The organism is Streptomyces sp. NPDC059224 (assembly GCF_042754285.1).
GTDB lineage: Bacteria > Actinomycetota > Actinomycetes > Streptomycetales > Streptomycetaceae > Streptomyces.
Genome location: NZ_JBHZAN010000003.1, coordinates 250,514 through 273,707 on the forward strand (window position 1 = coordinate 250,514; position 23,194 = coordinate 273,707).

The following is a 23,194-nucleotide window of genomic DNA, read 5'->3' on the forward strand; positions in this document are numbered from 1 at the left end:
TGTGAGGTCCGAATCCGCATGTCCGTATCGCGAGGAGACTCCGTGGCCACCGAGACACCACCACCCTCGAAAGCGCAGACCCGGCTTCCCTCCAGCGAGGAGTTCGCCGAGGTGCAGCAGAGCCCGGAGTTCGCCGAACTGCGGCACTCCCACCGCTCCTTCGCCTTTCCGCTGACCGTCGGCTTCATCGCCTGGTACCTGCTGTACGTCCTGCTCTCCAACTACGCGGGCGACTTCATGGGCACCAAGGTCGTCGGCAACATCAACGTGGCCCTGGTCCTCGGCCTCGCCCAGTTCCTCACCACGTTCCTCATCGCCTGGTGGTACGCGCACCACGCCGCGGCCAGGATCGACCCCAAGGCCGAAGCCATCAAGTCCCGGATGGAGGGCGGCGCATGAACCCCGCGATCACCATGGCGGCCGGCGAGGCGAGCGAGCACCGGACACTGATCATCACCCTGTTCGCGGTGTTCGTCGCCGCGACCCTCGTCATCACCGTCTGGGCCGGGCGCCAGACCAAGGACGCCGCCGACTTCTACGCGGGCGGCCGCCAGTTCACCGGCTTCCAGAACGGCCTCGCCGTCTCCGGCGACTACATGTCCGCCGCGTCCTTCCTCGGCATCGCCGGCGCCATCGCCCTCTTCGGCTACGACGGCTTCCTCTACTCCATCGGCTTCCTGGTCGCCTGGCTCGTCGCCCTGCTCCTGGTCGCCGAGCCGCTGCGCAACTCCGGCCGGTACACCATGGGCGACGTGCTGGCGTACCGCATGCGGCAGCGCCCGGTCCGCACCGCGGCGGGCACCTCGACGATCGTGGTGTCGATCTTCTATCTGCTGGCCCAGATGGCGGGAGCGGGCGTCCTCGTCTCCCTGCTCCTCGGCATCACCAGCGACGGCGGCAAGATCGGCATCGTGGCCCTGGTCGGTGTCCTGATGATCGTCTACGTCACCATCGGCGGCATGAAGGGCACCACCTGGGTGCAGATGGTCAAGGCCGTGCTGCTCATCGCGGGCGCCCTGCTGCTGACCTTCATGGTCCTGGCCAAGTTCGACTTCAACATCTCCGAACTCCTCGGCAAGGCCGCCGACAACAGCGGCAAGGGCAGCGCCTTCCTGGAGCCCGGCCTCAAGTACGGCGCCACCGGCACCAGCAAGCTGGACTTCCTCTCCCTCGGCATCGCCCTGGTCCTCGGCACCGCCGGCCTGCCGCACATCCTGATCCGCTTCTACACCGTGCCCACCGCCAAGGCCGCCCGTAAGTCCGTGCTCTGGGCGATCGGCCTGATCGGCGCCTTCTACCTGATGACCCTCGCGCTCGGCTTCGGGGCCGCCGCGCTGATCAAACCGGACGAGATCATCGCCTCCAACAAGTCCGGCAACACCGCGGCCCCGCTGCTCGCCCTGCACCTCGGCGGCGTCGACTCCAACTGGGGCGCGATCCTGCTGGCCGTCATCTCGGCGGTGGCCTTCGCGACGATCCTCGCCGTGGTCGCCGGCCTCACCCTTGCCTCGTCCTCGTCCTTCGCGCACGACATCTACGCCAATGTGATCAAGAAGGGCCAGGCCTCCGAGAAGCAGGAGCTCAACGCGGCCCGTTACGCCACCGTCGGCATCGGCGCGGTGTCGATCGTGCTCGGCGCCCTGGCCCGCGACCTCAACGTCGCCGGCCTGGTCGCGCTCGCCTTCGCGGTCGCCGCCTCGGCAAACCTGCCGACCATCCTCTACAGCCTGTTCTGGAAGCGCTTCACCACCGCGGGCGCCCTCTGGTCGATCTACGGCGGTCTGGTCACCGCGGTCGGCCTGGTGCTGTTCTCGCCGGTGGTGTCCGGCAAGGAGACCTCCATGTTCCCGGACGTCGACTTCCACTGGTTCCCGCTGGAGAACCCGGGCATCATCTCGATCCCGGTCGGCTTCCTCCTGGGCGTCGTGGGCACCCTGCTGTCCAAGGAGGCCCCGGACGCCGCGAAGTACGCGGAGCTGGAGGTGCGGTCCCTGACCGGTACCGGGGCGCACTGACCTTCGTACGACTGGCCGCGTCGAGTGGATCGTAGGGTCCTACGACGCGGCCGCGTCGTACCTCGTGGCATCGGGTCCCCTCGCGATGTCCGTGCTGTCACGTAGGCTCGCAAGTGGCGCAAGAGAACCGATCCGTACCTAGGGAGGGGGCCCACGTGCTCATTGACACCTACGGCCGGGTGGCCACCGACCTGAGGGTCTCGCTGACCGACCGGTGCAATCTGCGCTGTACGTACTGCATGCCCGAGGAGGGCCTGCAGTGGCTGACCAAGTCCGACCTGCTCACGGACGACGAGATCGTCCGGCTGATCGACATCGCCGTACGCCTGCTGGGTGTCGAGGAGGTCCGCTTCACCGGCGGCGAACCCCTGCTCCGCCCCGGCCTGGTCTCCGTCGTCGAGCGGGTCGCGGCCCTGGCCCCCCGCCCCCGGATGTCCCTGACGACCAACGGAATCGGCCTGCGGCGCACCGCCACGGCCCTGAAGACGGCCGGCCTGGACCGGGTCAACGTCTCCCTCGACACCCTCCGCCCCGATGTCTTCAAGGCCCTCACCCGTCGCGACCGCCACCAGGACGTCCTCGACGGTCTCCAGGCCGCCCGCGACGCCGGCCTCACCCCCGTCAAGGTCAACACGGTCCTGATGCCGGGGCTGAACGGGGACGAGGCCCCCGACCTGCTGGCCTGGGCGGTGCGGCACGGCTACGAACTGCGCTTCATCGAGCAGATGCCGCTGGACGCCCAGCACGGCTGGAAGCGCGACAGCATGGTGACGGCGGGGGACATCCTCGCCTCGCTCCGCACCCGCTTCGATCTCACTCCCGAGGACGCGGACGAGCGCGGTGCGGCACCGGCGGAGCGCTGGCTGGTGGACGGCGGACCGTACCGCGTCGGCGTCATCGCCTCGGTCACCCGCCCGTTCTGCGCGGCCTGCGACCGCACCCGCCTCACGGCCGACGGCCAGATACGCAACTGCCTGTTCGCCAGGGAGGAGACCGACCTGCGCGGCGCGCTCCGCTCAGGCGGGTCGGACGAGGAGATCGCCCGCATCTGGCGGCTGGCGATGTGGGGGAAGAAGGCCGGAGCGGGCCTGGACGATCCTTCTTTCATCCAGCCGGACCGGCCGATGTCCGCGATCGGGGGCTAGAGCGACTGCTCGGCCGTCTCCTGCGGCCACTCGCTCAACAGCACGACGTCCTTCAGGAACCCCCGCACCCCCAGGAACTGCGAAAGATGCTCCCGGTGCTCCTCGCAGGCGAGCCAGGTCTTCCGCCGCTCCGGCGCGTGAATCTTCGGGTTGTTCCAGGCGAGCACCCACACGGCGGCGGCCCGGCACCCCTTCGCTGAACAAATGACGTCACTCACTGCTTCGTCCCACAGAAAGCCCCGCACAAAAGGCGACGCCGAGCAGCCACGGGGGGAGCTGCCCGACGTCGGTCCGTCGCTCCGACGGGGGATGCGGAGCGCGTACGCAGTATGTCATGGGTCACCTGCCGCCCGGCACCGGAACTGCACGATTGATCTGAGCTTTTCTTGAGCTTCGGGTCCGTCCGTCGTCCGCGCACGCCGTGCCCCCGGTGCTCATACCGGGTCGGGCCGCTCATCGCGCATCCTCGCCGCCGGGTCGGCCAGCACGTCCTCCGGGACGGATTCCGGGTGCGGTTCCTCCGCGCGCGGCGGTGCGATCATCAGCCGGGTCGGTGCCACGCCGAACGTCGACGGAAGCGAGGACGGCCGCTCCCGGCCCGCGTTCGCGATCACGACCGCGACATAGGGGAGCAGCGCCCCGAACACCAGCGCCACGACGGCGACATAGCGCTCGACGTTCCACAACGTGGCCGCGAGGATCACCGACACGGTCCGGATCGCCATCGAGACGACGTACCGCCGCTGCCGGCCGCGCACGTCCTCCGCAAGGCCGGTGCGCGCCCCGGTGATCCGGAACACCTGGACGCTGCCGCCGCCGCGCTGCTTCCGCATCACATTCCACCATCCGCCCGCATCGGACTCTCCCCGTCCCCGACCCTTCCCCGCACCCGTACGGGGAACCGGGCCAGGACGCTTCTCACGTTACGCCGCGTCTGCGCCGCCTTCGAGACCGGGTCGCCCTCCCGCCTGCGCGAACGTTCTGCGCCGTACCGCGTACGGGTGTACCGACATGCGCCGTACGGCGGACAGGCCGAGACTTGGGCTAATGCTCACGTCGAGCCGTACGAGGAGGCAGCCATGGGCTGGTTGTGGGCGATCATCGTGGGTTTCGTGCTGGGCCTGATCGCGAAGGCGGTCATCCCGGGCAAGCAGCACAGCCCCCTGTGGCTGACGACCATCTTCGGCATCCTGGGTGCGATCGCCGGCAACGCGATCGCCCGCGCGCTGGGCGTGGCGGAGACACGAGGCATCGACTGGAGCCGGCACCTCTTCCAACTGGTCGCCGCGATCATCATCGTCTTCCTCGGCGACATGCTGTACATGGCGACCCTGGGCAAGCGAAAGCACCGGGTCTGAGCCGGAACGCCCGGGAAGGGGTGCGGGGGTGTCCAGGTGCGGCTGCGCCGCGTGACACCCCCGCACCCCCACGGCGCTCAGGACCCGACGACCTCCACGGCCGCCAGGTTCTTCTTGCCCCTGCGCAGCACCAGCCACCGGCCGTGCAGCAGATCCGCGGGATCCGGTACCGCGTCCTCGGCGGTCACCTTGACGTTGTTCACGTAGGCCCCGCCCTCCTTCACGGTCCGCCGGGCGGCGGACTTGCTGGCCACCAGCCCGACCTCGGCGAACAGGTCCACCACCGGCGCCAGTCCGGCCACCTGGATGTGCGGCACCTCGGAGAGCGAGGCGGCCAGGGTCCGCTCGTCCAGTTCCGCCAGCTCGCCCTGCCCGAAGAGCGCACGGCTGGCGGCGATCACCGCGGCCGTCTGGCCGGCGCCGTGCACCAGCGTCGTCAGCTCCTCGGCCAGCGCCCGCTGGGCCGCCCGAGCCTGCGGACGCTCCTCGGTCTGCTTCTCCAGGTCCTCGATCTCCTCGTGCGACCTGAAGCTGAAGATCCGCAGGAACTTGGAGACGTCCCGGTCGTCCGCGTTCAGCCAGAACTGGTAGAAGGCGTACGGCGTGGTCATCTCCGGGTCGAGCCAGACCGTGCCGGACTCCGTCTTGCCGAACTTGGTGCCGTCGGCCTTGGTGATCAGCGGCGTGCCCAGAGCGTGCACCACGGCGCCGGGCTCGACCTTGTGGATCAGGTCGGTGCCCGAGGTGAGGTTGCCCCACTGGTCGCTGCCGCCGGTCTGCAGCGTGCAGCCGTGCCGCCGGTACAGCTCCAGGAAGTCCATCCCCTGGAGGATCTGGTAGCTGAACTCGGTGTAGCTGATGCCCTCCTGGGACTCCAGACGCCGGGCGACGGCCTCCTTGGTGACCATCTTGTTCACGCGGAAGTGCTTGCCGACATCCCGCAGGAACTCGATGGCGGACATGCCCTGGGTCCAGTCCAGGTTGTTGACCATGACCGCCGCGTTCGGCCCCTCGAAGTCCAGCAGCGGAGCGATCTGCGCGCGCAGCCGCTCGACCCACTGGGCGACGACCTCGGGCGCGTTCAGCGTGCGCTCGGCGTTCGGCTTTGGGTCGCCGATCAGGCCGGTGGCACCCCCGACCAGGCCCAGCGGGCGGTTGCCCGCCTGCTGGATCCGGCGCATCGTCAGGATCTGCACGAGGTTGCCGAGGTGCAGGCTGGGCGCGGTCGGGTCGAAGCCGCAATAGAACGTGACAGGACCGTCCGCGAACGCCTTGCGCAATGCGTCCTCGTCCGTGGAGAGGGCGATGAGCCCCCGCCACTTCAGCTCGTCGACGATGTCCGTCACGGTTCTCGTATCTCCTTGGGCGATCTTCGGCTGATCATCAGATGATCTTCGGGTGGTCGAGCGACCACCCGGCTACGAGGTTATACGCCCTGACTGACTGAGCTCATATTGAAGTCGGGCACGCGCAGCGCGGGCATCGCAGCCCTAGTGAACCAGTCGCTCCACTCCCTCGGCAGCGTCTTTTCCGTGCGCCCGGCCTCCGTGGCCCGCCCCAGCAGGTCGACCGGTGACTCGTTGAACCGGAAGTTGTTCACCTGCCCGGTGACCTGGCCGTTCTCCACCAGGTACACACCGTCCCTGGTCAGCCCGGTGAGCAGCAGCGTCGCCGGGTCGACCTCGCGGATGTACCAGAGGCACGTCAGCAGCAGACCCCTCTCGGTGGCGGCGACCATCTCCTCCAGGGAGCGGTCCTCACCGCCGTCCAGGATCAGGTTCCCGCCCGCCGGGGCGACCGGCAGCCCGGTCAGACCGGCCGTGTGCCGGGTGGTGGTCAGGTGCCTGAGCACGCCGCCCGCGACCCACTCGGTGGCGCCGACCGGCATCCCGTTGTCGAAGACCGAACGGTCACCGCCGGAGGAGTGCGCCACGACGAACGGCGCGGACTCCAGGCCCGGCTCGTTCGGGTCGCTGCGCAGGGTCAGCGGCAGCTCGGTCAGCCGCTCGCCGACGCGGGTGCCGCCGCCCGGCTTGGAGAACACCGTCCGGCCCTCGGTCGCGTCCCGCCCGGACGCCGACCACAGCTGGTAGATCAGCAGGTCCGCCACGGCGGTCGGCGGCAGCAGCGTCTCGTACCGGCCCGCCGGCAGCTCCACCCGGCGCTCCGCCCAGCCCAGCCGGACGGCCAGTTCGGCGTCGAGCGTGCCGGGATCGACGTCCTTGAAGTCCCGGGTGGACCGCCCCGCCCAGGCCGACCGGCTACGGTCCGGCGACTTGGCGTTCAGCTCCAGTGTTCCGGTGGGCTGGTCGTGGCGCAGCCGCAGCCCGGTCGAGGTGCCCACGTACGTCGAGACCAGCTCGTGGTTGGCGAAGCCGTACAGCTCGCGGCCGCCGGCACGCGCGCGTGCGAAGGCCTCGCCCAGTGCGGGGGCGAAGTCGGTGAACACGGCCGAGGAGGTCTCGGCGGGCGCGTCGGTGAAGTCCGGAGCCTCCGGCACGCCGGTGACCAGCGGCTGCGCGTCCTCGGCGGGACCGGCGCCGCGCGCGGCGGCCTCGGCGGCCCGCACCAGCGGCTCCAGGTCGTCGGCGGTCACGGCCGACCGGGACACCACACCGGAGGCCGTGCCCTCCTTGCCGTCGACGGTCGCGACGACGGTGAGCGAACGGCCCCGGGTCACGCCGTTCGTGGTGAGCGCGTTGCCCGCCCAGCGCAGGTTGGCGGTGGAGTGCTCGTCGGCGATGACCACACAGCCGTCGGCGCGGGAGAGTTCCAGGGCCCGCTCGACGATGTCGTGCGGCTTGCTGCTGCGGGCGCTCATCGACCGGCCTCCTGCGTGGTGTTGAGGATGTTGACTCCCTTGAAGAGGGCCGAGGGGCAGCCGTGGGACACGGCGGCGACCTGTCCCGGCTGGGCCTTGCCGCAGTTGAAGGCACCGCCCAGGACGTACGTGCCCGGACCGCCGACCGCCGCCATGGAGCCCCAGAAGTCGGTGGTCGTCGCCTGGTAGGCGACGTCCCGGAGCTGCCCTGTGATCCGCCCGTTCTCGATCCTGAAGAACCGCTGGCCGGTGAACTGGAAGTTCGCCGCAGGGTCAGGGGGCATACCTCTCTGATCGGCGTTTGCGCAGGTCAGGCGGTTATTCACGGTCTGCCCTCAATCCCTGTCCATACTGGTTGAAACCGGACTGTACGGGGTCTGGTGATGACTTGGTGTCAACCTTCGGGGCTATTTTGTGGGCCCGAGGTAGCCCCTGGAAGTGGCGCTGTGGATCAGTGCAGAGATTACCTACTGACCGCATGGGTGAGGGCTGTCATTCCTTCCTCGGGTGGGCAAGGCGCCCCCCCTCTGGCCAGGTGGTTTGTGATGGGCGGTGGCCTATTACGGCTGTCTGCTGCTGGAAGTGGCCTCAGCTCGGGGTGTAGCTACATGCGGTAAAGTTGTTCCTGTCGGAACGGGGTGGCTGCTAGGCAGCATCAAACCCTCGAAGACACCGAAGGGCCTGACTCGGGTGGCACCCCGAATCAGACCCTCCAATGCAGTTCACGAGCCCGGTCGCCTATCACTCGACCGGGCTTGCTGCTTGGAGCAGCTCCGGTGCGACCGTCTCGTCCGTGGGGCGCTACTGCATGAACCGCCCCACGGTGGCGATGATCGTCACGATCAACCTCGCAATCGCTAGGTGAGTCCGCCACCTGTCAGTGCCGGTCTGGCGCCTGCGGGGGTTTGTGTCGCGTTGATCAATCACTTCTCCTCCTTGCTCCTCCAGCAGTCCCACTGACCGTCGTCAGCAGGCCTGCCGCGAGGAGCGCGGTGAGTTCACCCAGAATACAAGAGGCCTTGATGGGGACCCCTCTGTCCGGCACCGGAACAGCATGATTGATCTGAGCTTTTCTTGAGGTTGGAGCGGAAGGCTGCGTTCCGCAGGGGGGATGGGCCCGTGAACCTTGCGTGGATACGTTGCCCGAGCCGTACGCTCGAATCATGAGTGCCGACATTGGCAAACGGCTTCAGGAAGTACGCAAGCGGCACGGTATGACGCAGCGTCAGCTAGCGAGTGAGTCCGGCGTGTCGCTGTCCTTGATCCGGAAGCTGGAGCAGGGAGAACGGGCCGACACGCGGTTGGAGACTGCGCGCCAACTGGCACAGGCCCTGCGCGTGCCGACAACGAACCTCATGGCCGAACACGAGGATGAGCCGGAGGCGGCGCCTGGGGCCGATGATCGCTGGGAGGCTGTCCGGCGCGCGCTCATAGCTCCGGTACGGGCGGACGGAGTGGCGGAAGAGCCGACCGTGGACGGCGTGCGGGACGCCATGGAATCGGCCCTGCCGCTCTTTTCGGGTGATCGTTTCGCAGAGCTGAGAGTGATCCTTCCGCCCTTGCTGCGGGATGCCGATCTTGTCGCCGAGAGTGGACCGGAGGGGCGGGCAGTCCGGGTCCGGCTCTCGCAGCTGACGGGCTGGCTGCTCACCCAGACTCGGCAGTTCGAGGCGGCCGATATCGCGCTGTCCCGGTCGCTGGAGGAGTCCTCGGATCGGCTTCAGGCGGCGGCGACGGTGAACACGCAGTGCTGGCTGTTGCTGCGGCGTGGTCGGCTGGCAGAGGCTCGGGAACTGGCGATCCGGTGGGCTGATGAGGTGGAGCCGCGCATCTCGCGTGCGACGCCTGCGGAGCTGAGCGCGTGGGGCTGGCTGCTGCTGAGGGCTTCCGCTGCTGCGATCCGCGACAACCGGCCAGGAGAGGCCGAAGACGCCTTGCGCTACGCGAACTCGGCGGCGGTCGCGATGGGCCGGGAGTTCGCCCCCCGTGACGACTTCTTGCAGGCGTTCGGGCCGGTCACGGTGGCGTTGAAGCGGGCGGAGAACGCCATGATCGTCGACAAGCCCGACCTGGTGCTCAAGCTCTCGGCGCGCATCCCGACCGGTGGCATGCGGCCCACCTCCAACAACCGCAACCGTCATCTCCTCGACGTGGCGGAGGCACATGCCCGGTCGCGTGACTACGCGAAGACGGTCGAGGTCTTGCAGGGCATTCGTGCGGACGCTCCGCAGTGGCTGCCGAATCAGCGGTATGCGCGGGACATCTTCAACCGGGTGATCGCACGTCGGCGGACGCTCACATCTGAGATGCGCGACCTTGCCGATGCGATCGGAGTGCCAGTGTGACCCTGTGTGGTACTTCCAGCTGCCCCCTTGCCGAAGTGCCATTGAGCTGTGTTCGCGCTGCTACATAGCGTTATCAGCATGGCGACTCAAGGTAGAAGGGCAGAGACGGCCGTCCCTGAGCGCGGAGAGCTGATCTACGATCCGGCGACGCGCAGGGTGGGTGAATACCAGGACAGGGCCGGGCCGTACGCCATGCTGCGCCCGGTGGGCGGTGGCCGTGAGTGGGAGGCGGATCCGGCTCGTATCCGTCCGGCCACGCGTGAGGAGCGGTTGAGCGCGGGTGTGAAGGTGGCCAACATTCGGGCGGTCCAGGGCTTGTGAGTGCGCGTTCGGTGATCCGTCACGAGACGTGGACACTCGCGCCGGACCGTGAGCCTGATGCGGAGCCGACCGTGTACGCGATGGAGTGTGTGGTGTGCGGTGAGTCCTCGGGCAGCAGTGAGGACTTCGCGGACGGGCAGAGCTGGGTGTTTAGGCACTGCGGGCGGAACCCGTCCCACCACACCTTCCGGGAGATCATCACCCGTCCGTGGCGCACCTGGCGGCACGCGTGATGCGCTGCGTGCTGGGCTGGTTGGGCCGCTTCGCCGGACCGCTGTTCATCATCACCGTTGCGGGCTCATGCGGTTTCGTGCTGGGCGTCGCTGCCGCGTCCGGCTCTGCGAGCCCCTAGACCCCGTCCCCGCCGGTTGTAGCTGATCGAGGTTCCCCCGACTCAGAGAAGCCCCAGCGGGGGCGGGCCTTTGCCCTGGTAGTGGCGCGCTGTGGGCACGCCGCCGGCCGTAGAGGCTTTTGGGCGGGAGCTGCCATGGGGCGAGTGAACAGGGGGCCTTACGCTGCCCGGCGGATCGGGCAGTCTCTTGGAGCCTGCCCGCAATAGCCCGATCGGCCCCCTGTTCTTCGAGGCTCGCCCCATGGTGGCTGCCTAAAAGCCTCGTAGGCCGTCGGCCCCCGCCCAAGAGGGTGAACCCCGCTCAGCCCCTCGCGCGGGGCGGGCTGTCTGATGCCATGTGGGACGTGCTCTTGTGCTGGCCGGTGAGGGTGCGCGAGCCGGATCGGTGGTCGAACTGCTGGAGCCCGTGAGCCATGAGCCAGAGTCCACGGGACAGAGGCGGGCAGGGTGGGCCGTGCTGGAGATGGCGCATGTCTCCGGGTCGCCTGGTGTGCGCCGGGGCGGCGGCGCCCCGGACCGGACCGGCCGAAGGCCGCATGCCGGGCCGGGGTGCGACAAGCCGCCCCGGCGGCGCGCCGAAGGCGCGCCTGGAAGAAGTAAAGCCAGATTCCGCCACGCCCTGAACCGCCGCCCGCTCCTCTTCCCGCTGGGCGCCTGGCGTGAGGCGCAACCGGTCGAACAGACATTTTCGGGCACCGTATCCGGATCCGGGAAACCCTCGTCCCGGCCATGTACTCAGAAGCCCGTCCCCGGCGGTAAATCGGTTGACAGGCTGCCCCGCTCGGAGTTGGGCACCTGCTGACGTGATTCCTACTGCGACCGATTTCGGTACAGAATTTCCGTAGTTCCAGGTGATGCGGTGGGCCTTCGCCCAGGAAAACCACGGGCCTCTGTCGGCGGCAACTCATACAATTCGTAGGCAAGTTGGCTGCGCCTGATCAGGGCGTACGCAGGATAAGCGCCCTGTAAGCGCAAAGGAGAGAAGCCATGAACACCCGCTACCTACTTCCCGATTTCAGGCTCTGGAGGCCTCGCCATATCTGCCGAATCCGGCAACAGCACCACACGCAAACCCCGCCCGTCCGTCGCGTCGTCCGTTCCGGTCGAGCGTTCCGGCATGCTGGCGCGCGAACAACGTCTGCAAGCCCTCTCAGAGGCGGACCGTGACCTTATACGGCTCATCAACGATCCGCTCTTTGCGCGCTGGCAGGAGCAGATCAAAGCCATTGGCGGCTGCGCCAACCCCATTTACCTGTCCGGCTCCACGGTCACCCGCGATGCCGTCACGGGGGAGGTGATCTCGTCCTACTCGACCGCTGGGGAGCCTGGCGAGCGGCTGGCAGTACGCTGCCGTAACCGGCGTGCCTCGGTATGTGAGCCGTGCTCTCGTCTGCATGCCGGGGACACCTTCCAACTCGTCCGTGCGGGCCTGTCCGGCGGCAAGGGCGTGCCCGAGGGGGTGAAGGACCGGCCCCGGCTGTTCGTCACGCTGACCGCCCCGTCGTTCGGGCCGGTGCATCGCGTGCTCGACGGGGAACGGTGCCGTCCCCGCCGGGATGATCCGCGCTGCGAACACGGGCGGGGCCTCGGCTGCGCCCTCGTGCACACCGAGGATGACACCCTGGTCGGCCTGCCGCTGTGCCCGGATTGCTACGACTACACAGGCCATGTGCTGTGGCACGCGCACGCCGGGCGGCTGTGGGACCGGTTCACCACCGCCGTGAGGCGCCATCTGGCCTCGGCCGGTGGGATACCGCGCTCGAAGCTCGCTGACCACCTGGTGGTGTCCTTCGCCAAGGTCGCCGAGTTCCAGCGGCGCGCGGCCGTCCACTTCCATGCCGTCGTACGACTGGACGGTCCGGCCGGTCCCGGCTCGTCCGCTCCGGCCTGGGCGACAGAGGACCTGCTCTTGGACGGGGTCGAGCATGCCGCCGCGTCCACCTTCGTCACGGTGCCGGACTCCGACGCGTACGGCACGGAACGGCTCGGCTGGGGCACGCAGTTCGACGCCCACCCGATCCGGCCTTTCCCTGATGGTGACATCCCGTCAGACGCGGCTGTTGCCGGGTATGTGGCCAAGTACGTCACCAAGGGTGCGGCCGAGACGGCGGCCGGACTCGACTACCGGGTCACCAGCGCGGAAGACATCCGTACGGCCGTCGTCAACAGCCACGTACGCGCCCTCATGGGTACCTGCTGGCGCCTGGGCGGTCTGGCCGGACTGGAACCCCTCCGGCTGCCTGCCTGGGCTCACAGCCTCGGCTACCGGGGTCACATCCTCACCAAGTCCCGCCGCTACTCCACCACGTACGGCGCACTACGCGAGGAACGGGCCGACCACCGTAGGGGCGACACCAACCCCGTGGACGGTCCGGACAGGGTCACGGAATCGGCCTGGCGTTACGTCGGCTCCGGCCATACCCCTGGCGCAGCTGGCCTTGCCCTCGGAATCGCCGAAGATCACGCGCGCAGTCTCCAACTCGCCCGTGAGGCGCGGCAGGACGCTGAGCGGCGGGGTGAGTGGCTGTGAGGGGTGGCAGCAACCTGCTCATGACGCCGGATGAGGCGGCAGTGGAACTCGGTGTGACGAAGCGTGTCCTCATGGACTCGTACCGCCGATGGGGCATCCCGTTCCTCAAAGTCGGCAAGCATGTCCGATTCCGAACCCGCGATCTACACAACTGGGTTGAAGAGCGCATGAACCAAGGCTAAGCTGACGATCAGTCACTAACCAATTAACATGTAGAGGGTCAACAAGCGTGGCGACCATCAAGAAAGAGGACTGTACCTGCCCCCGGCGCAAGAAACCCGCATGCCCTCACAAGCCGTACCGGGTGACCTACCGGGAGCCCGGGGGCAGGGCAGGCAAGCCTCGACAGGTGTCGTTCAAGAAGCTCGAAGACGCGGAAGCGTTCGCGGTCAAGGTCGAGCGGGACAAGGACTTGGGGACGTACATCAACCCCAAGGCGGGACAGCGGACGTTTCAGCAGGTCTGGCACGAGTGGGTTGAGGCGGGAACTCTGGAAGAGTCCTCGAAGAGGAATTACCAGAGTGTCTATGACAACCACTATGGGCCTTTCTTCGGGAGCAAGCCCATCGGCAGCATCAGCCCGACAACCATCATGGAATGGGAGGCGGACCAGAAACAGCGCGGCTACAAGGAAACCGGAATCAACGGACGTAAGAACGTCCTCTCATCCGTCTTCAACTACGCGGTAGCAGCCGAGATCATCGGCCGTAATCCGTGCAAGAAAGCGAACCCGCGTAGGCGTTCGGGGCAGCAACTCACACCGGTCATGGATGAAGACATCCCCACCATGGAAGAGGTGCTCGGGATCATCGCGGAGGCGCCGAAGCTGATCCGCGCCGGCTTCTGGGCCATGGCGGGCTGCGGGCTGCGTCCAGGTGAGTCCTTGGCGCTGTCGGACGAGTCAATGGACTGGGAGCCCAGCATCCTCGCTGTGGATCACCAGGTGTCGGCCTACGGCTGCCAGGAAATCTCCGGTTATCGCCGTGGCGTGAAAAGGGGCACGAAACACCGTGCCTTCGAACAGGCTCGAAAAACTCCGGTGCCCGAGTCAATCAACGAGATCTTCAACGATCACATCGACGCCTTCGGGACCTGGGGTGATCGAGGCTGGTTCTTCGAATCGCCTCGGTTGAACGACCGGCACCCGTCGTATGACTGGTTCCTGAACCAGTTCAAGGCGGCGGCCAAGCTGGCCGGGACCCCGAAGTACACCCCGAAGAGCTTCCGGCACTTCTTCGTCTCGGAAGCCATCCACTCTCAGATTCCACTCTTCGAGGTGGCGGCCTGGGTCGGGCACCGCACCACTCGGACCACGGAGCTGGTGTACGGCCACCTTGTCCGGCGGGCCATGGACCGTGGGGCCCGCACGATGCACAACCGGCTGGGGCTCAAGTTGGAGCCCTTCAAAGGCCTGATCGTCCCGCCCTCGCTGACGCCTTCTGAGGGCGACGTCGAGGACTGGGACGACGTGGCGTAGGCGGTTCGCTGTGATCGCGTGTCGACCCGGTGCAGACTTCGGGCCGGATCAGCCGATCTCTCAGGCGCGGCCTGACTCGTTCGAGGTGTTCAGGATATTCACACTCCGAAACAGTGCGGACGGGCATCCATGAGACACAGCAGCGACCTGGCCGGGCTGGGCCTTTCCGCAGTTGAAAGCCCCTCCTAGCACGTAGGTCTGGGGTCCTCCGACGGCGTCCATGGAGCCCCAGAACTGGGGGGTGACCCCCTGATATGCAAAGTCCCGGAGCTGCCCTTCAAGGCGGCCGTTCCGGATCATGTATGCCCTCTGACCCGTAAACTGGAAGTTGTAGCGCTGCATGTCGATCGACCAGGAACGGTCGCCGACGACATAGATCCCGCGGTCCACCCCGCCGATCAGGTCCTCGGTCGAGAGGCCGGCCGGGTCCGGCTGGAGGGACACGTTCGCCATCCGCTGCACGGGCACATGGCCGGGGGAGTCGGCGTAGGCGCACCCGTTGGAGCGCTCGAAGCCGGTCAGCTTCGCGATCCTGCGGTCCAGCTGGTAGCCGACGAGCGTGCCGTCCTTCACCAGGTCCCAGGACTGGGCCTCGACGCCCTCGTCGTCGTAGCCGACGGTGGCCAGGCCGTGCTCGGCGGTGCGGTCGCCGGTGACGTTCATCAGCTCGGAGCCGTACCTGAGCTTGCCGAGCTGGTCGAAGGTGGCGAAGGAGGTGCCGGCGTAGGCGGCCTCGTAGCCGAGCGCGCGGTCCAGCTCGGTGGCGTGCCCGATGGACTCGTGGATGGTCAGCCACAGGTTGGACGGGTCGACCACCAGGTCGTACAGCCCCGCCTCCACGCTGGGCGCCCGCATCTTCTCGGCCAGCAGCTCCGGGAGCTGCTCCAGTTCGGCCTCCCAGTCCCAGCCGGTGCCGGTGAGGTACTCCCAGCCGCGGCCGGCCGGCGGCGCGATGGTCCGCATCGAGTCGAACTCGCCGCTCGACTCGTCCACCGACACCGCGGTCAGCTCCGGGTGCAGCCGTACCCGCTGCTGGGTGGTCACGGTCCCGGCCGTATCGGCGTAGAACTTGTTCTCGTGCACGGTGAGCAGCGAGGCGTCGACGTGGTTGACGCCGTTCGCCGCCAGCAGCCGGGCGCTCCACTCCGCGAGCAGTGCGGCCTTCTCCTCGTCGGGCACGGTGAACGGATCGATCTCGTACGACGAGACCCACGTCCGCTCCGCGTGCACCGGCTCGCCGGCCAGCTCCACGCGCTCGTCCGACCCCGCGGCCTTGATCACCTGCGCCGAGAGCTTGGCCATCGCCACTGCCTGGGAGGCGACCTTGGCCGCGGCGTCCAGCGTCAGGTCCACGCCGGAGGCGAAGCCCCAGGTACCGCCGTGCACGACCCGGACCGCGTATCCGAGGTCGGTGGTGTCCGACGATCCGGCGGGCCTGGCGTCCCGGAGACTCCAGGACGCGCTGCGCACCCGCTCGAACCGGAAGTCCGCGTGCTGGGCGCCCAGCGCACGCGCGCGTGCGAGCGCGGCGTCGGCCAGGGCCCGTAGCGGAAGCGCCGTGAAGGCTTCGTCGATGGAATGGGGCACGGAGGTCTCCCTGCTGTCGTGGCCTGTCCGTCCGATCATGTCGCGCCCGCGGGTGTACGGACCACAGGTTTCGGCCCGGCGTCGGGTCTTTCTGTAGAGACCCGACAGCGACGCCCCCGAGCCACTGTCGGTGCCCGCTTGGCCGCCGTGCCGACGGGACCGATAGGTTTTCGACGAAGCCACCTGCCGTGCCAGCTGTTCCGGCCGGTGGTCAGACCGAAAGAAAGGGTGATCCGTTGAGCCGCTCGGTTCTCGTCACTGGAGGCAACCGGGGCATCGGCCTCGCCATCGCCCGCGCTTTCGCCGACAACGGCGACAAGGTTGCCATCACCTACCGCTCGGGGGAGCCGCCGTCCGACCTCAAGGAACTGGGCTGCCTCGCCGTCAAGTGCGACATCACCGACACCGAGCAGGTGGAGCAGGCCTACAAGGAGATCGAGGAGGCCCACGGCCCGGTCGAGGTCCTGATCGCCAACGCCGGCATCACCAAGGACACGCTCTTGATGCGGATGTCCGAGGAGGACTTCACCTCGGTCGTCGACACCAACCTCACCGGCACCTTCCGTGTGGTCAAGCGCGCCAACCGCGGCATGCTGCGCGCCAAGAAGGGCCGTGTCGTCCTCATCTCGTCGGTCGTCGGCCTCTACGGTGGTCCCGGCCAGGCCAACTACGCGGCCTCCAAGGCCGCCCTGGTCGGCTTCGCGCGCTCCCTCGCCCGTGAGCTGGGCTCGCGCAACATCACCTTCAACGTCGTCGCGCCCGGTTTCGTCGACACCGACATGACCAAGGTCCTCACCGACGAGCAGCGCGCGACCATCGTGTCGCAGGTGCCGCTCGCCCGGTACGCGCAGCCCGAGGAGGTCGCCGCGACGGTGCGGTTCCTCGCCTCGGACGACGCCTCGTACATCACTGGAGCCGTCATCCCCGTTGACGGCGGACTGGGAATGGGTCACTGATCACCATGAGTGGAATCCTCGAGGGCAAGCGCGTCCTGATCACGGGTGTGCTGATGGAGTCCTCCATCGCCTTCCACGCGGCCAAGCTGGCGCAGGAGCAGGGTGCCGAGATCATCCTCACCGCGTTCCCGCGGCCCACGCTGACCGAGCGCATCGCCAAGAAGCTGCCCAAGCCCACCAAGGTCATCGAGCTGGACGTCACCAACGACGAGCACCTCGGCCGGCTGGCCGACCTCGTCGGCGAGGAGCTCGGCGGCCTCGACGGCGTCGTCCACTCCATCGGCTTCGCCCCCCAGGACGCGCTCGGCGGCAACTTCCTCAACACGCCCTTCGAGTCCGTCGCGACCGCCATGCACGTCTCCGCGTACTCGCTGAAGTCGCTGACCATGGCCTGCCTGCCGCTGATGCAGAACGGCGGCTCGGTCGTCGGCCTCACCTTCGACGCCCAGTACGCCTGGCCGCAGTACGACTGGATGGGCCCGGCCAAGGCGGCCCTGGAGGCCACCAGCCGCTACATGGCGCGCGACCTGGGCAAGCAGAACATCCGCTGCAACCTCGTCTCGGCCGGCCCGATCGGCTCCATGGCCGCCAAGTCCATCCCGGGCTTCAGCGACCTGGCCGCCGTCTGGGACCACCGCTCCCCGCTGGAGTGGGACCTCAAGGACCCGGAGCCGGCCGGCAAGGGCATCGTCGCCCTGCTGAGCGACTGGTTCCCGAAGACCACCGGCGAGATCATCCACGTGGACGGCGGTCTGCACGCCATCGGCGCCTGACCCGCACGGGCATCGTCCGGACACCGTGAGGCCCGCATCCCGCGAGGGGGTGCGGGCCTCACCCGTTCGGCCCACCGGCCGGGCCGTCCCCGCCCGGGCGGCGCACCCTGGCAGTACACGTCGGATCACCCGATCACCGCGCGACGTCCCTCCCCAGCCCGGCCGAGGAGGTCCTCTTGTGCGCCTGTTCCACAGCCTGGCCCCGCTGACCGTGGCCCTCGCCCTCGTGCTGGCCCTGCCCTGCGACGCCGTGGCCCACACGCGCGCGGTAGGCGGTCACCGGGCCGCCCCGGAGCTGTTCGGCGCGTCGTGCCGGACGACCGTCCGCGGCTCCCATGTGGTGGCCTACTGCCACAACCCCTATGTGGACACCGACCGGGTACGGCTGCACATCGAGTGCGCCGAGTGGTGGGACATCGACACCGACGGCTCCCCGGTCGACACCGGGCCCGCGATGACCGTACGGCTCACCGGCCGCTGCTGGCAGGATGTCCGCTCGGTGTGGATCAGTCACCAGAAGGCGGACTGAACCTGTCCGGACGGCACAGGTACGGGTAGCTGCCCGCCTCCTTGGCGGCCGCCTCCGCGTCGCCCGCGCGGATCGCGTCGACCAGGCGGGCGTGGTCCATGTACGACTCCGGTGTCAGCACGGCGCCGACGTCCGCGCGCAGCCAGTCCCGCAGCACCTCGCCCAGGTCGGCGTACATCGCCGTCATCACGTCGTTGTGCGAGGCGGCCACCACGGCCAGGTGGAAGGTCGCGTCCGCCGTCACGAAGGGCTCCGCCTCGCCCGACTCCCACGCCCGCTCGCGCTGTGCCAGCAGCGCGTCGAGCTGCCTGAGGTCCTTCTCCGTGCGCCGGGCCGCCGCGAGCCGGGCCGCCGAGGACTCCAGCGTGGAGCGCAGCTCGGCGATGTGCCGGGGGTCGGCACCGGCGAACCGGCGGTGCATCACGCCGGCCAGCTCGCTGGTCGCCACGACATAGGTGCCGGAGCCCTGCCGGATGTCCAGCAGGCCGTTGTGCGCGAGCGCGCGGACGGCCTCCCGGACGGTGTTGCGGGCCACCCCGAGCTGCTCGACCAGCTCCGGCTCGGTGGGAATCCGGGAGCCGACCGGCCACTCGCCGGAGGCGATCTGGTTCCGCAGTTCGGCGATGACCTGCTCGGACAGCGCCGAGCGGCGTGGATGGCTCAGAGGCATGACACACCTTCGCACGCGGGGGCCGGGCGGCGGCGGGGGGCCGCCGTGGTCCGTCACCCGTAGACTGGACAACCAATCATCCCATGATTCTATGATGGGCGTCATGGAAGCCGAGGAAACCACCATGCCGACACAGACGCCGGCCCGTCCGACGGAACCCGGCGGGGGTCCGTCGAACGGCACGCGCGCGTGGACGACACGGCTGTTCGTCGTCGGCATCCTGCTGGCCGCCGTCAACCTCCGGCCCGCCATCACCAGCCTCGGCGCGCTCCTGGAGGAGGTCCGCGACGGGCTCGGCATGAGCGGCAGCGTGGCCGGGCTGCTCACCTCCGTGCCGCCGCTCTGCTTCGCCGTCTTCGGTGTCATGGCCCCCCGTCTGGCCCGCCGTTTCGGCGCGCCGGCCGTGGTCTGCGCGGGCATGGTCGCCATCACGGCCGGCCTGCTGATACGCCCGTACGTCGGCGGCACGGCCGGGTTCCTGGCCGGCAGCGCCGCCGCGCTCATGGGCATCGCCGTCAGCAACGTGCTGATGCCGGTCATCGTCAAGCGCTGGTTCCCGGACCGGGTCGGCTCCATGACCGGCCTGTACTCGATGGCCCTCGCCGCCGGTACCGCGATCGCCGCCGCGGTGACCGTACCCATGACCGACGCGCTGGGCGGCCGCTGGCAGTCCGGGCTCGCCGTGTGGGCGGGGCCGGCGGCAGCCGCGGTGCTGCCGTGGCTGCCGCTGGTCCGGGACCGGGGACCGGCACCGGCGGCCGAGGCACGCGCGCGTGCGGACCGGCAGCCGCCCGCCCTCAGGATCACCCGCAGCCCTACCGCCTGGGCGCTCGCCGTCTTCTTCGGCCTCCAGGCCACCGCCGCCTACATCACGATGGGCTGGATGGCGCAGATCTTCCGGGACGCGGGCGTGCCCGCGGGCACCGCGGGGCTGCTGCTGGCCGTCACCATGGTGATGGGCGTACCGCTGGCCTTCGTCATCCCGCGCGTGGCCACCCGGCTGCCGCACCAGGGCCCGATCGTGATCGTGCTCGGCGTCTGCGGCCTCGCCGGATACGCCGGCCTGTGGGCCGCACCCGCCGGCGGTGCCTGGGCCTGGGCCCTGCTGCTCGGCGTCTCGAACTGCGCGTTCCCGCTGGCCCTCACGATGGTCGGGATGCGGTCCCGGACCGGGGCGGGTGTCGTGCAGCTCTCCGCCTTCGCCCAGAGCGTCGGCTACCTCATCTCCATCCCGGGCCCGCTGCTGGTGGGCGTGCTCTACCAGCACAGCGGCGGCTGGGGTCTGCCGATCGCCCTGATGACCGGCCTGATGATCCCGCAGATGGCCGTCGGCGTCCTGGCGGGCCGCGACCGCACGGTCGAGGACGAGGCGACCGCGACCGCCTGACGCCGAGCGGCCCGCGCGAGCACGCGTGGCGCGATGACGCACCGAGGCGGCCCGTGCGCGGATACCGACGCGGTGGGTGCGGGCACCGAGGCGCCCTGTGCGGGCTCTGGCGTGGCCGGCGGGGGGAGACGCGCCGCGTGCGGGTGCTGGGCGTGGCGTGCGCGGGCGCGGCGCGTGTGCGGATGCCGACGCGGCCTGTGCGGCACTGGCGTGGCCCGTGCGGGGACAGGTGTGGCGCTGTGCGGGCACTGGCGTGGCGTGCGCGGACGCGCCGGGGCGGTGTCCGTGCCGACGCCGCCGGGGCCCGGTGCGGGTGGGTGCCTGCGCGGGGCCGGTCGTCTCGGCGCCCTCGCGGCGTGTCGGGTCACCCCGCCCGGTGCGCCCTCTCCCAGGGGTGCCAGACTGGGCGCATGCCAGTGCTCGACCCGAACCCCCAGAACGGTCAGAAGAAGATGCTGATCGTCTTCGGCTCGTTCTTCGCCATCTTCATCGTCATCGCCGTCATCGCGACCCTCGCGTCACCCTGACCACGGCCCCCGCCGCCGATGGTGGGGCTAGCACCACCATCCCCTAGGGGGTGAGGGTCAGGGTGAAGTGGGTGGATCACCGGATGGGGCCGCGGCCACGGATTCCGTAGTTTCGAGTTGTGGCCGCGAGGGGCGGTCACCGAAGCCCGGAGACCAGCGGAGGCGACCATGCCGGCCCGTACGCACACCCTGCCCCGCCCCGCCACCCCGGGCAGTGTCGACGTCCGGCTGCCCTGGTGGGCCCTCGCCCTGCCCGCGCTCGCCTTCGTCGCCCTGCTGGTGCTGATACTGAACCCGGCGGACGCCCACGCGACCACCGGTGACCCCGCCGTCACCCATCTCGTCGAGCGGGTCCAGCAGATCGTCGCCCGTTAGCCCCACCGCCTCCCGAGCGGGCGAATCCGCATGTCAACTCCCTGCGCCCGATGGCCTGTTTCATGCGAAGCTGGGTGACATGAGCGTCGCAGAATCCCGCAGGATCGTCTTCTTCCGCCATGCGAAAGCCGACTGGCCACAGGTGACCGACCACGAGCGACCGCTCGCTGACCGGGGCCGAATGGACGCCGCCGTCGCCGGACGCAAGCTCGCGGACAGCGGCATCGCCTTGGACCTGGCCCTGTGCTCCACCTCCGTGCGCACCCGGGAGACCTGGAAGCTCGCCGTCCATGAGCTGGCGCACCGGCCGAAAACCGTCTACGAGGAGCGGGTGTACGACGCCTCTCCGGGCGAGCTGATCGCCGTGCTCAACGAGGTGCCCGACGACGCGCATGACGTTATCCTCATCGGCCACAACCCCGGCGTGCACGGCGTGACGGAGATCCTGACCGGCGGCTCGGAGGGCGATGCCCGCGACCGGATGAACCGGCGGGGCTTTCCCGCCGCCGCCTTCGCCGTCATGACCTTCGAGGGCTCCTGGAAGAGCCTGGAACCCGGTGTGACCACGCTCGTGGACTACTGGGCTCCCTCCGACTGAGACGAGCGTACGACCACCGTTGCCCGGACGGGGGACGGCGAGGGGCCCGGCATCGATGCCCCCCGGTGCCGGGCCCCTCGTGGCAGGACCGCCGGGCGGTTCAGCTCTCGTCGTGGGTGTCCGCCGCCTCGACCTCTTCGCGGGTCACGCCCAGCAGATACAGCACCGTGTCCAGGAAGGGGAAGTTCACCGCCGTGTGCGCGGCCTTGCGGACCACCGGCTTCGCGTTGAAGGCGACACCGAGACCGGCCGCGTTCAGCATGTCCAGGTCGTTGGCGCCGTCACCGATGGCCACCGTCTGCGACAGCGGTACGCCCGCCTCGGCGGCGAACCGGCGCAGCAGCCGTGCCTTGCCCGCACGGTCCACGATCTCGCCGGTCACCCGGCCGGTCAGCTTGCCGTCGACGATCTCCAGCGTGTTGGCCTGGGCGAAGTCCAGCCCGAGCCGCTCCTGCAGATCGTCGGTGACCTGGGTGAAACCGCCCGAGACCACCCCGACTTGATAACCGAGCCGCTTCAGCGTGCGGATCAGCGTCCGGGCGCCCGGCGTCAGCCGCACCTCGGTGCGCACCTTCTGTACGACCGACTCGTCCAGCCCCTTCAGCAGCGCCACGCGCGCGTGCAGCGACTGCTCGAAGTCCAGTTCACCGCGCATCGCGGCAGCCGTCACCTCGGCGACCTCGTCCTCGCAGTCGGCGTGCGCGGCGAAGAGCTCGATCACCTCGTCCTGGATGAGCGTCGAGTCCACGTCCATGACCACCAGACGCTGGGCCCGCCGGTGCAGACCGGCCGCTACGACCGCGATGTCCACGCCGAGTTCCGCCGCGTCGGAGACCAGGGCGGTGCGCAGTGCCTCGGTCCCCACACCGGACACCGCGAACTCCACCGCGGTCACCGGGTACTTGGCGAGCCGGAAGATACGGTCGATGTTGCCGCCGGCCTTGGCGATCCGGGCGGCGATGGCGGCCGTCGACTCGGCGGTGAGGGGGTGGCCGAGGACGGTGACCAGCGAACGGCCAAGACCGCGCGGGCGGTTGTCGCCGTGGCCGGAGATGATCTCCGCCTGCATCTTCACGGACTCGGCCCAGCTGTGCACGGTCGCCCGGAGGTCGCCCTCGAGTCCGGCCGAGGGCTGGGTGACGAGCGCGCACAGCACCAGCCGCCCGCGCGTGACGACCTGCTCGATGTCGACCACGTCGACCATGTACGCGGCAAGAGTGTCGAAGAGGCCGGCCGTGATGCCCGGCCTGTCCTTGCCGAAAATCTTGACGAGGAGAGTGGGGACCTCGGAGGTCTGCGGATCGCTCATGGTGTCACCACCGTAACCGGCACGCAGTGACTGCGGCGCAGGTGGTCCGCCTGACGGACACGGAACAATAGGTGTCGGATCGATGGCGGATGCCTTGCTTCCACGCTACGGGCGAACGT

At 69.1% G+C, this 23,194-nt stretch carries 24 protein-coding genes and 1 pseudogene; 17 read left to right on the forward strand and 8 right to left on the reverse strand.

What is annotated here, in order from left to right; genetic code table 11:
• The first annotated feature begins 42 nt into the window (after window positions 1–42).
• The 3 genes from ACFXI4_RS05035 to moaA all read left to right on the forward strand — a co-directional run bounded on the left by ACFXI4_RS05035 (window position 43) and on the right by moaA (window position 3,160).
• Window positions 43–399 carry a DUF485 domain-containing protein gene (locus ACFXI4_RS05035; protein WP_362719565.1) on the forward strand — a complete coding sequence of 119 codons (357 nt, stop codon included), beginning with the start codon at window positions 43–45 and terminating at the stop codon, window positions 397–399.
• Complete coding sequence (locus ACFXI4_RS05040; RefSeq protein WP_362719562.1) at window positions 396–2,015, forward strand: cation acetate symporter; 1,620 nt, start codon at window positions 396–398, stop codon at window positions 2,013–2,015. Before ACFXI4_RS05035 ends, ACFXI4_RS05040 begins: the two co-directional genes overlap by 4 nt.
• Window positions 2,016–2,170: 155 nt before the next feature.
• Window positions 2,171–3,160, forward strand: coding sequence for a GTP 3',8-cyclase MoaA (gene moaA / locus ACFXI4_RS05045; protein WP_384988270.1), 990 nt, complete (start codon window positions 2,171–2,173; stop codon window positions 3,158–3,160).
• On the opposite strand, the gene ACFXI4_RS05050 is transcribed toward moaA, so the two are convergent.
• On the reverse strand, window positions 3,157–3,378 hold the full coding sequence (locus ACFXI4_RS05050) for a hypothetical protein (RefSeq protein WP_384988271.1): 222 nt from the start codon (window positions 3,376–3,378) through the stop codon (window positions 3,157–3,159). The two genes, moaA and ACFXI4_RS05050, sit on opposite strands and share 4 nt — an antisense overlap.
• 216 nt (window positions 3,379–3,594) lie before the next feature.
• Entirely contained in the window at window positions 3,595–3,993 is a 399-nt protein-coding gene (locus ACFXI4_RS05055; protein ID WP_384988272.1) for a DUF3099 domain-containing protein, read from the reverse strand.
• 246 nt (window positions 3,994–4,239) lie between these two features.
• Here ACFXI4_RS05055 and ACFXI4_RS05060 point away from each other — a divergent pair, with 246 nt between their 5' ends.
• Window positions 4,240–4,518, forward strand: coding sequence for a GlsB/YeaQ/YmgE family stress response membrane protein (locus ACFXI4_RS05060; protein ID WP_362719552.1), 279 nt, complete (start codon window positions 4,240–4,242; stop codon window positions 4,516–4,518).
• A 77-nt stretch (window positions 4,519–4,595) separates the two neighbouring features.
• Here ACFXI4_RS05060 and tyrS read toward each other — a convergent pair whose 3' ends face one another.
• The 3 genes and pseudogenes from tyrS to ACFXI4_RS05075 all read right to left on the reverse strand — a co-directional run.
• Entirely contained in the window at window positions 4,596–5,864 is a 1,269-nt protein-coding gene (gene tyrS / locus ACFXI4_RS05065) for a tyrosine--tRNA ligase (RefSeq protein WP_384988274.1), read from the reverse strand.
• An 80-nt stretch (window positions 5,865–5,944) separates the two neighbouring features.
• The gene (locus ACFXI4_RS05070) at window positions 5,945–7,339 is read right to left on the reverse strand and encodes a metallopeptidase TldD-related protein (RefSeq protein WP_384988275.1); all 1,395 of its coding nucleotides are present in this window, start codon (window positions 7,337–7,339) and stop codon (window positions 5,945–5,947) included.
• Window positions 7,336–7,602 (reverse strand): annotated as a pseudogene (locus ACFXI4_RS05075) (metallopeptidase TldD-related protein); the annotation flags it as partial. The pseudogene ACFXI4_RS05075 and the gene ACFXI4_RS05070, both read right to left, overlap by 4 nt.
• 900 nt (window positions 7,603–8,502) lie before the next feature.
• Between ACFXI4_RS05075 and ACFXI4_RS05080 the strand changes: the two are divergent.
• The 6 genes from ACFXI4_RS05080 (at window position 8,503) to ACFXI4_RS05105 (ending at window position 14,364) form a co-directional block, all read left to right on the forward strand.
• Window positions 8,503–9,684 carry a helix-turn-helix domain-containing protein gene (locus ACFXI4_RS05080; protein ID WP_384988276.1) on the forward strand — a complete coding sequence of 394 codons (1,182 nt, stop codon included), beginning with the start codon at window positions 8,503–8,505 and terminating at the stop codon, window positions 9,682–9,684.
• A gap of 78 nt (window positions 9,685–9,762) precedes the next feature.
• Window positions 9,763–10,005 (forward strand): hypothetical protein, encoded by a 243-nt coding sequence (locus tag ACFXI4_RS05085; protein ID WP_384988277.1) that lies wholly within the window; start codon window positions 9,763–9,765, stop codon window positions 10,003–10,005.
• A 71-nt stretch (window positions 10,006–10,076) separates the two neighbouring features.
• Window positions 10,077–10,238: a hypothetical protein gene (locus ACFXI4_RS05090; RefSeq protein ID WP_384988279.1), complete on the forward strand. Its 162-nt coding sequence runs from the start codon at window positions 10,077–10,079 to the stop codon at window positions 10,236–10,238.
• Window positions 10,239–11,474: 1,236 nt separating this feature from the next.
• On the forward strand, window positions 11,475–12,887 hold the full coding sequence (locus tag ACFXI4_RS05095) for a replication initiator (RefSeq protein ID WP_384988280.1): 1,413 nt from the start codon (window positions 11,475–11,477) through the stop codon (window positions 12,885–12,887).
• Between the two features lie 20 nt (window positions 12,888–12,907).
• Complete coding sequence (locus ACFXI4_RS05100; protein ID WP_384988282.1) at window positions 12,908–13,069, forward strand: helix-turn-helix domain-containing protein; 162 nt, start codon at window positions 12,908–12,910, stop codon at window positions 13,067–13,069.
• A 167-nt stretch (window positions 13,070–13,236) separates the two neighbouring features.
• The gene (locus tag ACFXI4_RS05105; protein WP_384988284.1) at window positions 13,237–14,364 is read left to right on the forward strand and encodes a tyrosine-type recombinase/integrase; all 1,128 of its coding nucleotides are present in this window, start codon (window positions 13,237–13,239) and stop codon (window positions 14,362–14,364) included.
• 60 nt (window positions 14,365–14,424) lie between these two features.
• On the opposite strand, the gene ACFXI4_RS05110 is transcribed toward ACFXI4_RS05105, so the two are convergent.
• On the reverse strand, window positions 14,425–15,951 hold the full coding sequence (locus tag ACFXI4_RS05110; protein ID WP_384988285.1) for a TldD/PmbA family protein: 1,527 nt from the start codon (window positions 15,949–15,951) through the stop codon (window positions 14,425–14,427).
• A 236-nt stretch (window positions 15,952–16,187) separates the two neighbouring features.
• Between ACFXI4_RS05110 and fabG the strand changes: the two genes are divergently transcribed.
• The 3 genes from fabG (at window position 16,188) to ACFXI4_RS05125 (ending at window position 18,209) form a co-directional block, all read left to right on the forward strand.
• Complete coding sequence (gene fabG, locus ACFXI4_RS05115; RefSeq protein ID WP_384988286.1) at window positions 16,188–16,907, forward strand: 3-oxoacyl-[acyl-carrier-protein] reductase; 720 nt, start codon at window positions 16,188–16,190, stop codon at window positions 16,905–16,907.
• A gap of 5 nt (window positions 16,908–16,912) precedes the next feature.
• Window positions 16,913–17,680 (forward strand): enoyl-ACP reductase FabI, encoded by a 768-nt coding sequence (fabI, locus tag ACFXI4_RS05120; RefSeq protein ID WP_351326067.1) that lies wholly within the window; start codon window positions 16,913–16,915, stop codon window positions 17,678–17,680.
• Between the two features lie 178 nt (window positions 17,681–17,858).
• Complete coding sequence (locus ACFXI4_RS05125) at window positions 17,859–18,209, forward strand: hypothetical protein (RefSeq protein WP_384988288.1); 351 nt, start codon at window positions 17,859–17,861, stop codon at window positions 18,207–18,209.
• Here ACFXI4_RS05125 and ACFXI4_RS05130 read toward each other — a convergent pair.
• Window positions 18,187–18,879: a FadR/GntR family transcriptional regulator gene (locus ACFXI4_RS05130; protein ID WP_362724407.1), complete on the reverse strand. Its 693-nt coding sequence runs from the start codon at window positions 18,877–18,879 to the stop codon at window positions 18,187–18,189. The genes ACFXI4_RS05125 and ACFXI4_RS05130 overlap by 23 nt on opposite strands.
• A 91-nt stretch (window positions 18,880–18,970) precedes the next feature.
• Here ACFXI4_RS05130 and ACFXI4_RS05135 point away from each other — a divergent pair, with 91 nt between their 5' ends.
• The 4 genes from ACFXI4_RS05135 to ACFXI4_RS05150 all read left to right on the forward strand — a co-directional run bounded on the left by ACFXI4_RS05135 (window position 18,971) and on the right by ACFXI4_RS05150 (window position 21,766).
• Window positions 18,971–20,266, forward strand: a complete 1,296-nt coding sequence (locus tag ACFXI4_RS05135) for a CynX/NimT family MFS transporter (RefSeq protein WP_384988289.1) — start codon at window positions 18,971–18,973, stop codon at window positions 20,264–20,266.
• A 410-nt stretch (window positions 20,267–20,676) separates the two neighbouring features.
• The gene (locus ACFXI4_RS05140; RefSeq protein ID WP_089107830.1) at window positions 20,677–20,793 is read left to right on the forward strand and encodes an SGM_5486 family transporter-associated protein; all 117 of its coding nucleotides are present in this window, start codon (window positions 20,677–20,679) and stop codon (window positions 20,791–20,793) included.
• A 168-nt stretch (window positions 20,794–20,961) separates the two neighbouring features.
• Window positions 20,962–21,168, forward strand: a complete 207-nt coding sequence (locus ACFXI4_RS05145) for a hypothetical protein (protein ID WP_384988290.1) — start codon at window positions 20,962–20,964, stop codon at window positions 21,166–21,168.
• 79 nt (window positions 21,169–21,247) lie between these two features.
• A complete protein-coding gene (locus ACFXI4_RS05150; protein ID WP_384988291.1) occupies window positions 21,248–21,766 on the forward strand; it encodes a SixA phosphatase family protein in 519 nt (172 codons plus the stop codon).
• Window positions 21,767–21,866: 100 nt separating this feature from the next.
• On the opposite strand, the gene serB is transcribed toward ACFXI4_RS05150, so the two are convergent.
• Window positions 21,867–23,075 carry a phosphoserine phosphatase SerB gene (serB, locus tag ACFXI4_RS05155; protein ID WP_384988292.1) on the reverse strand — a complete coding sequence of 403 codons (1,209 nt, stop codon included), beginning with the start codon at window positions 23,073–23,075 and terminating at the stop codon, window positions 21,867–21,869.
• Between the last annotated feature and the right edge of the window lie 119 nt (window positions 23,076–23,194).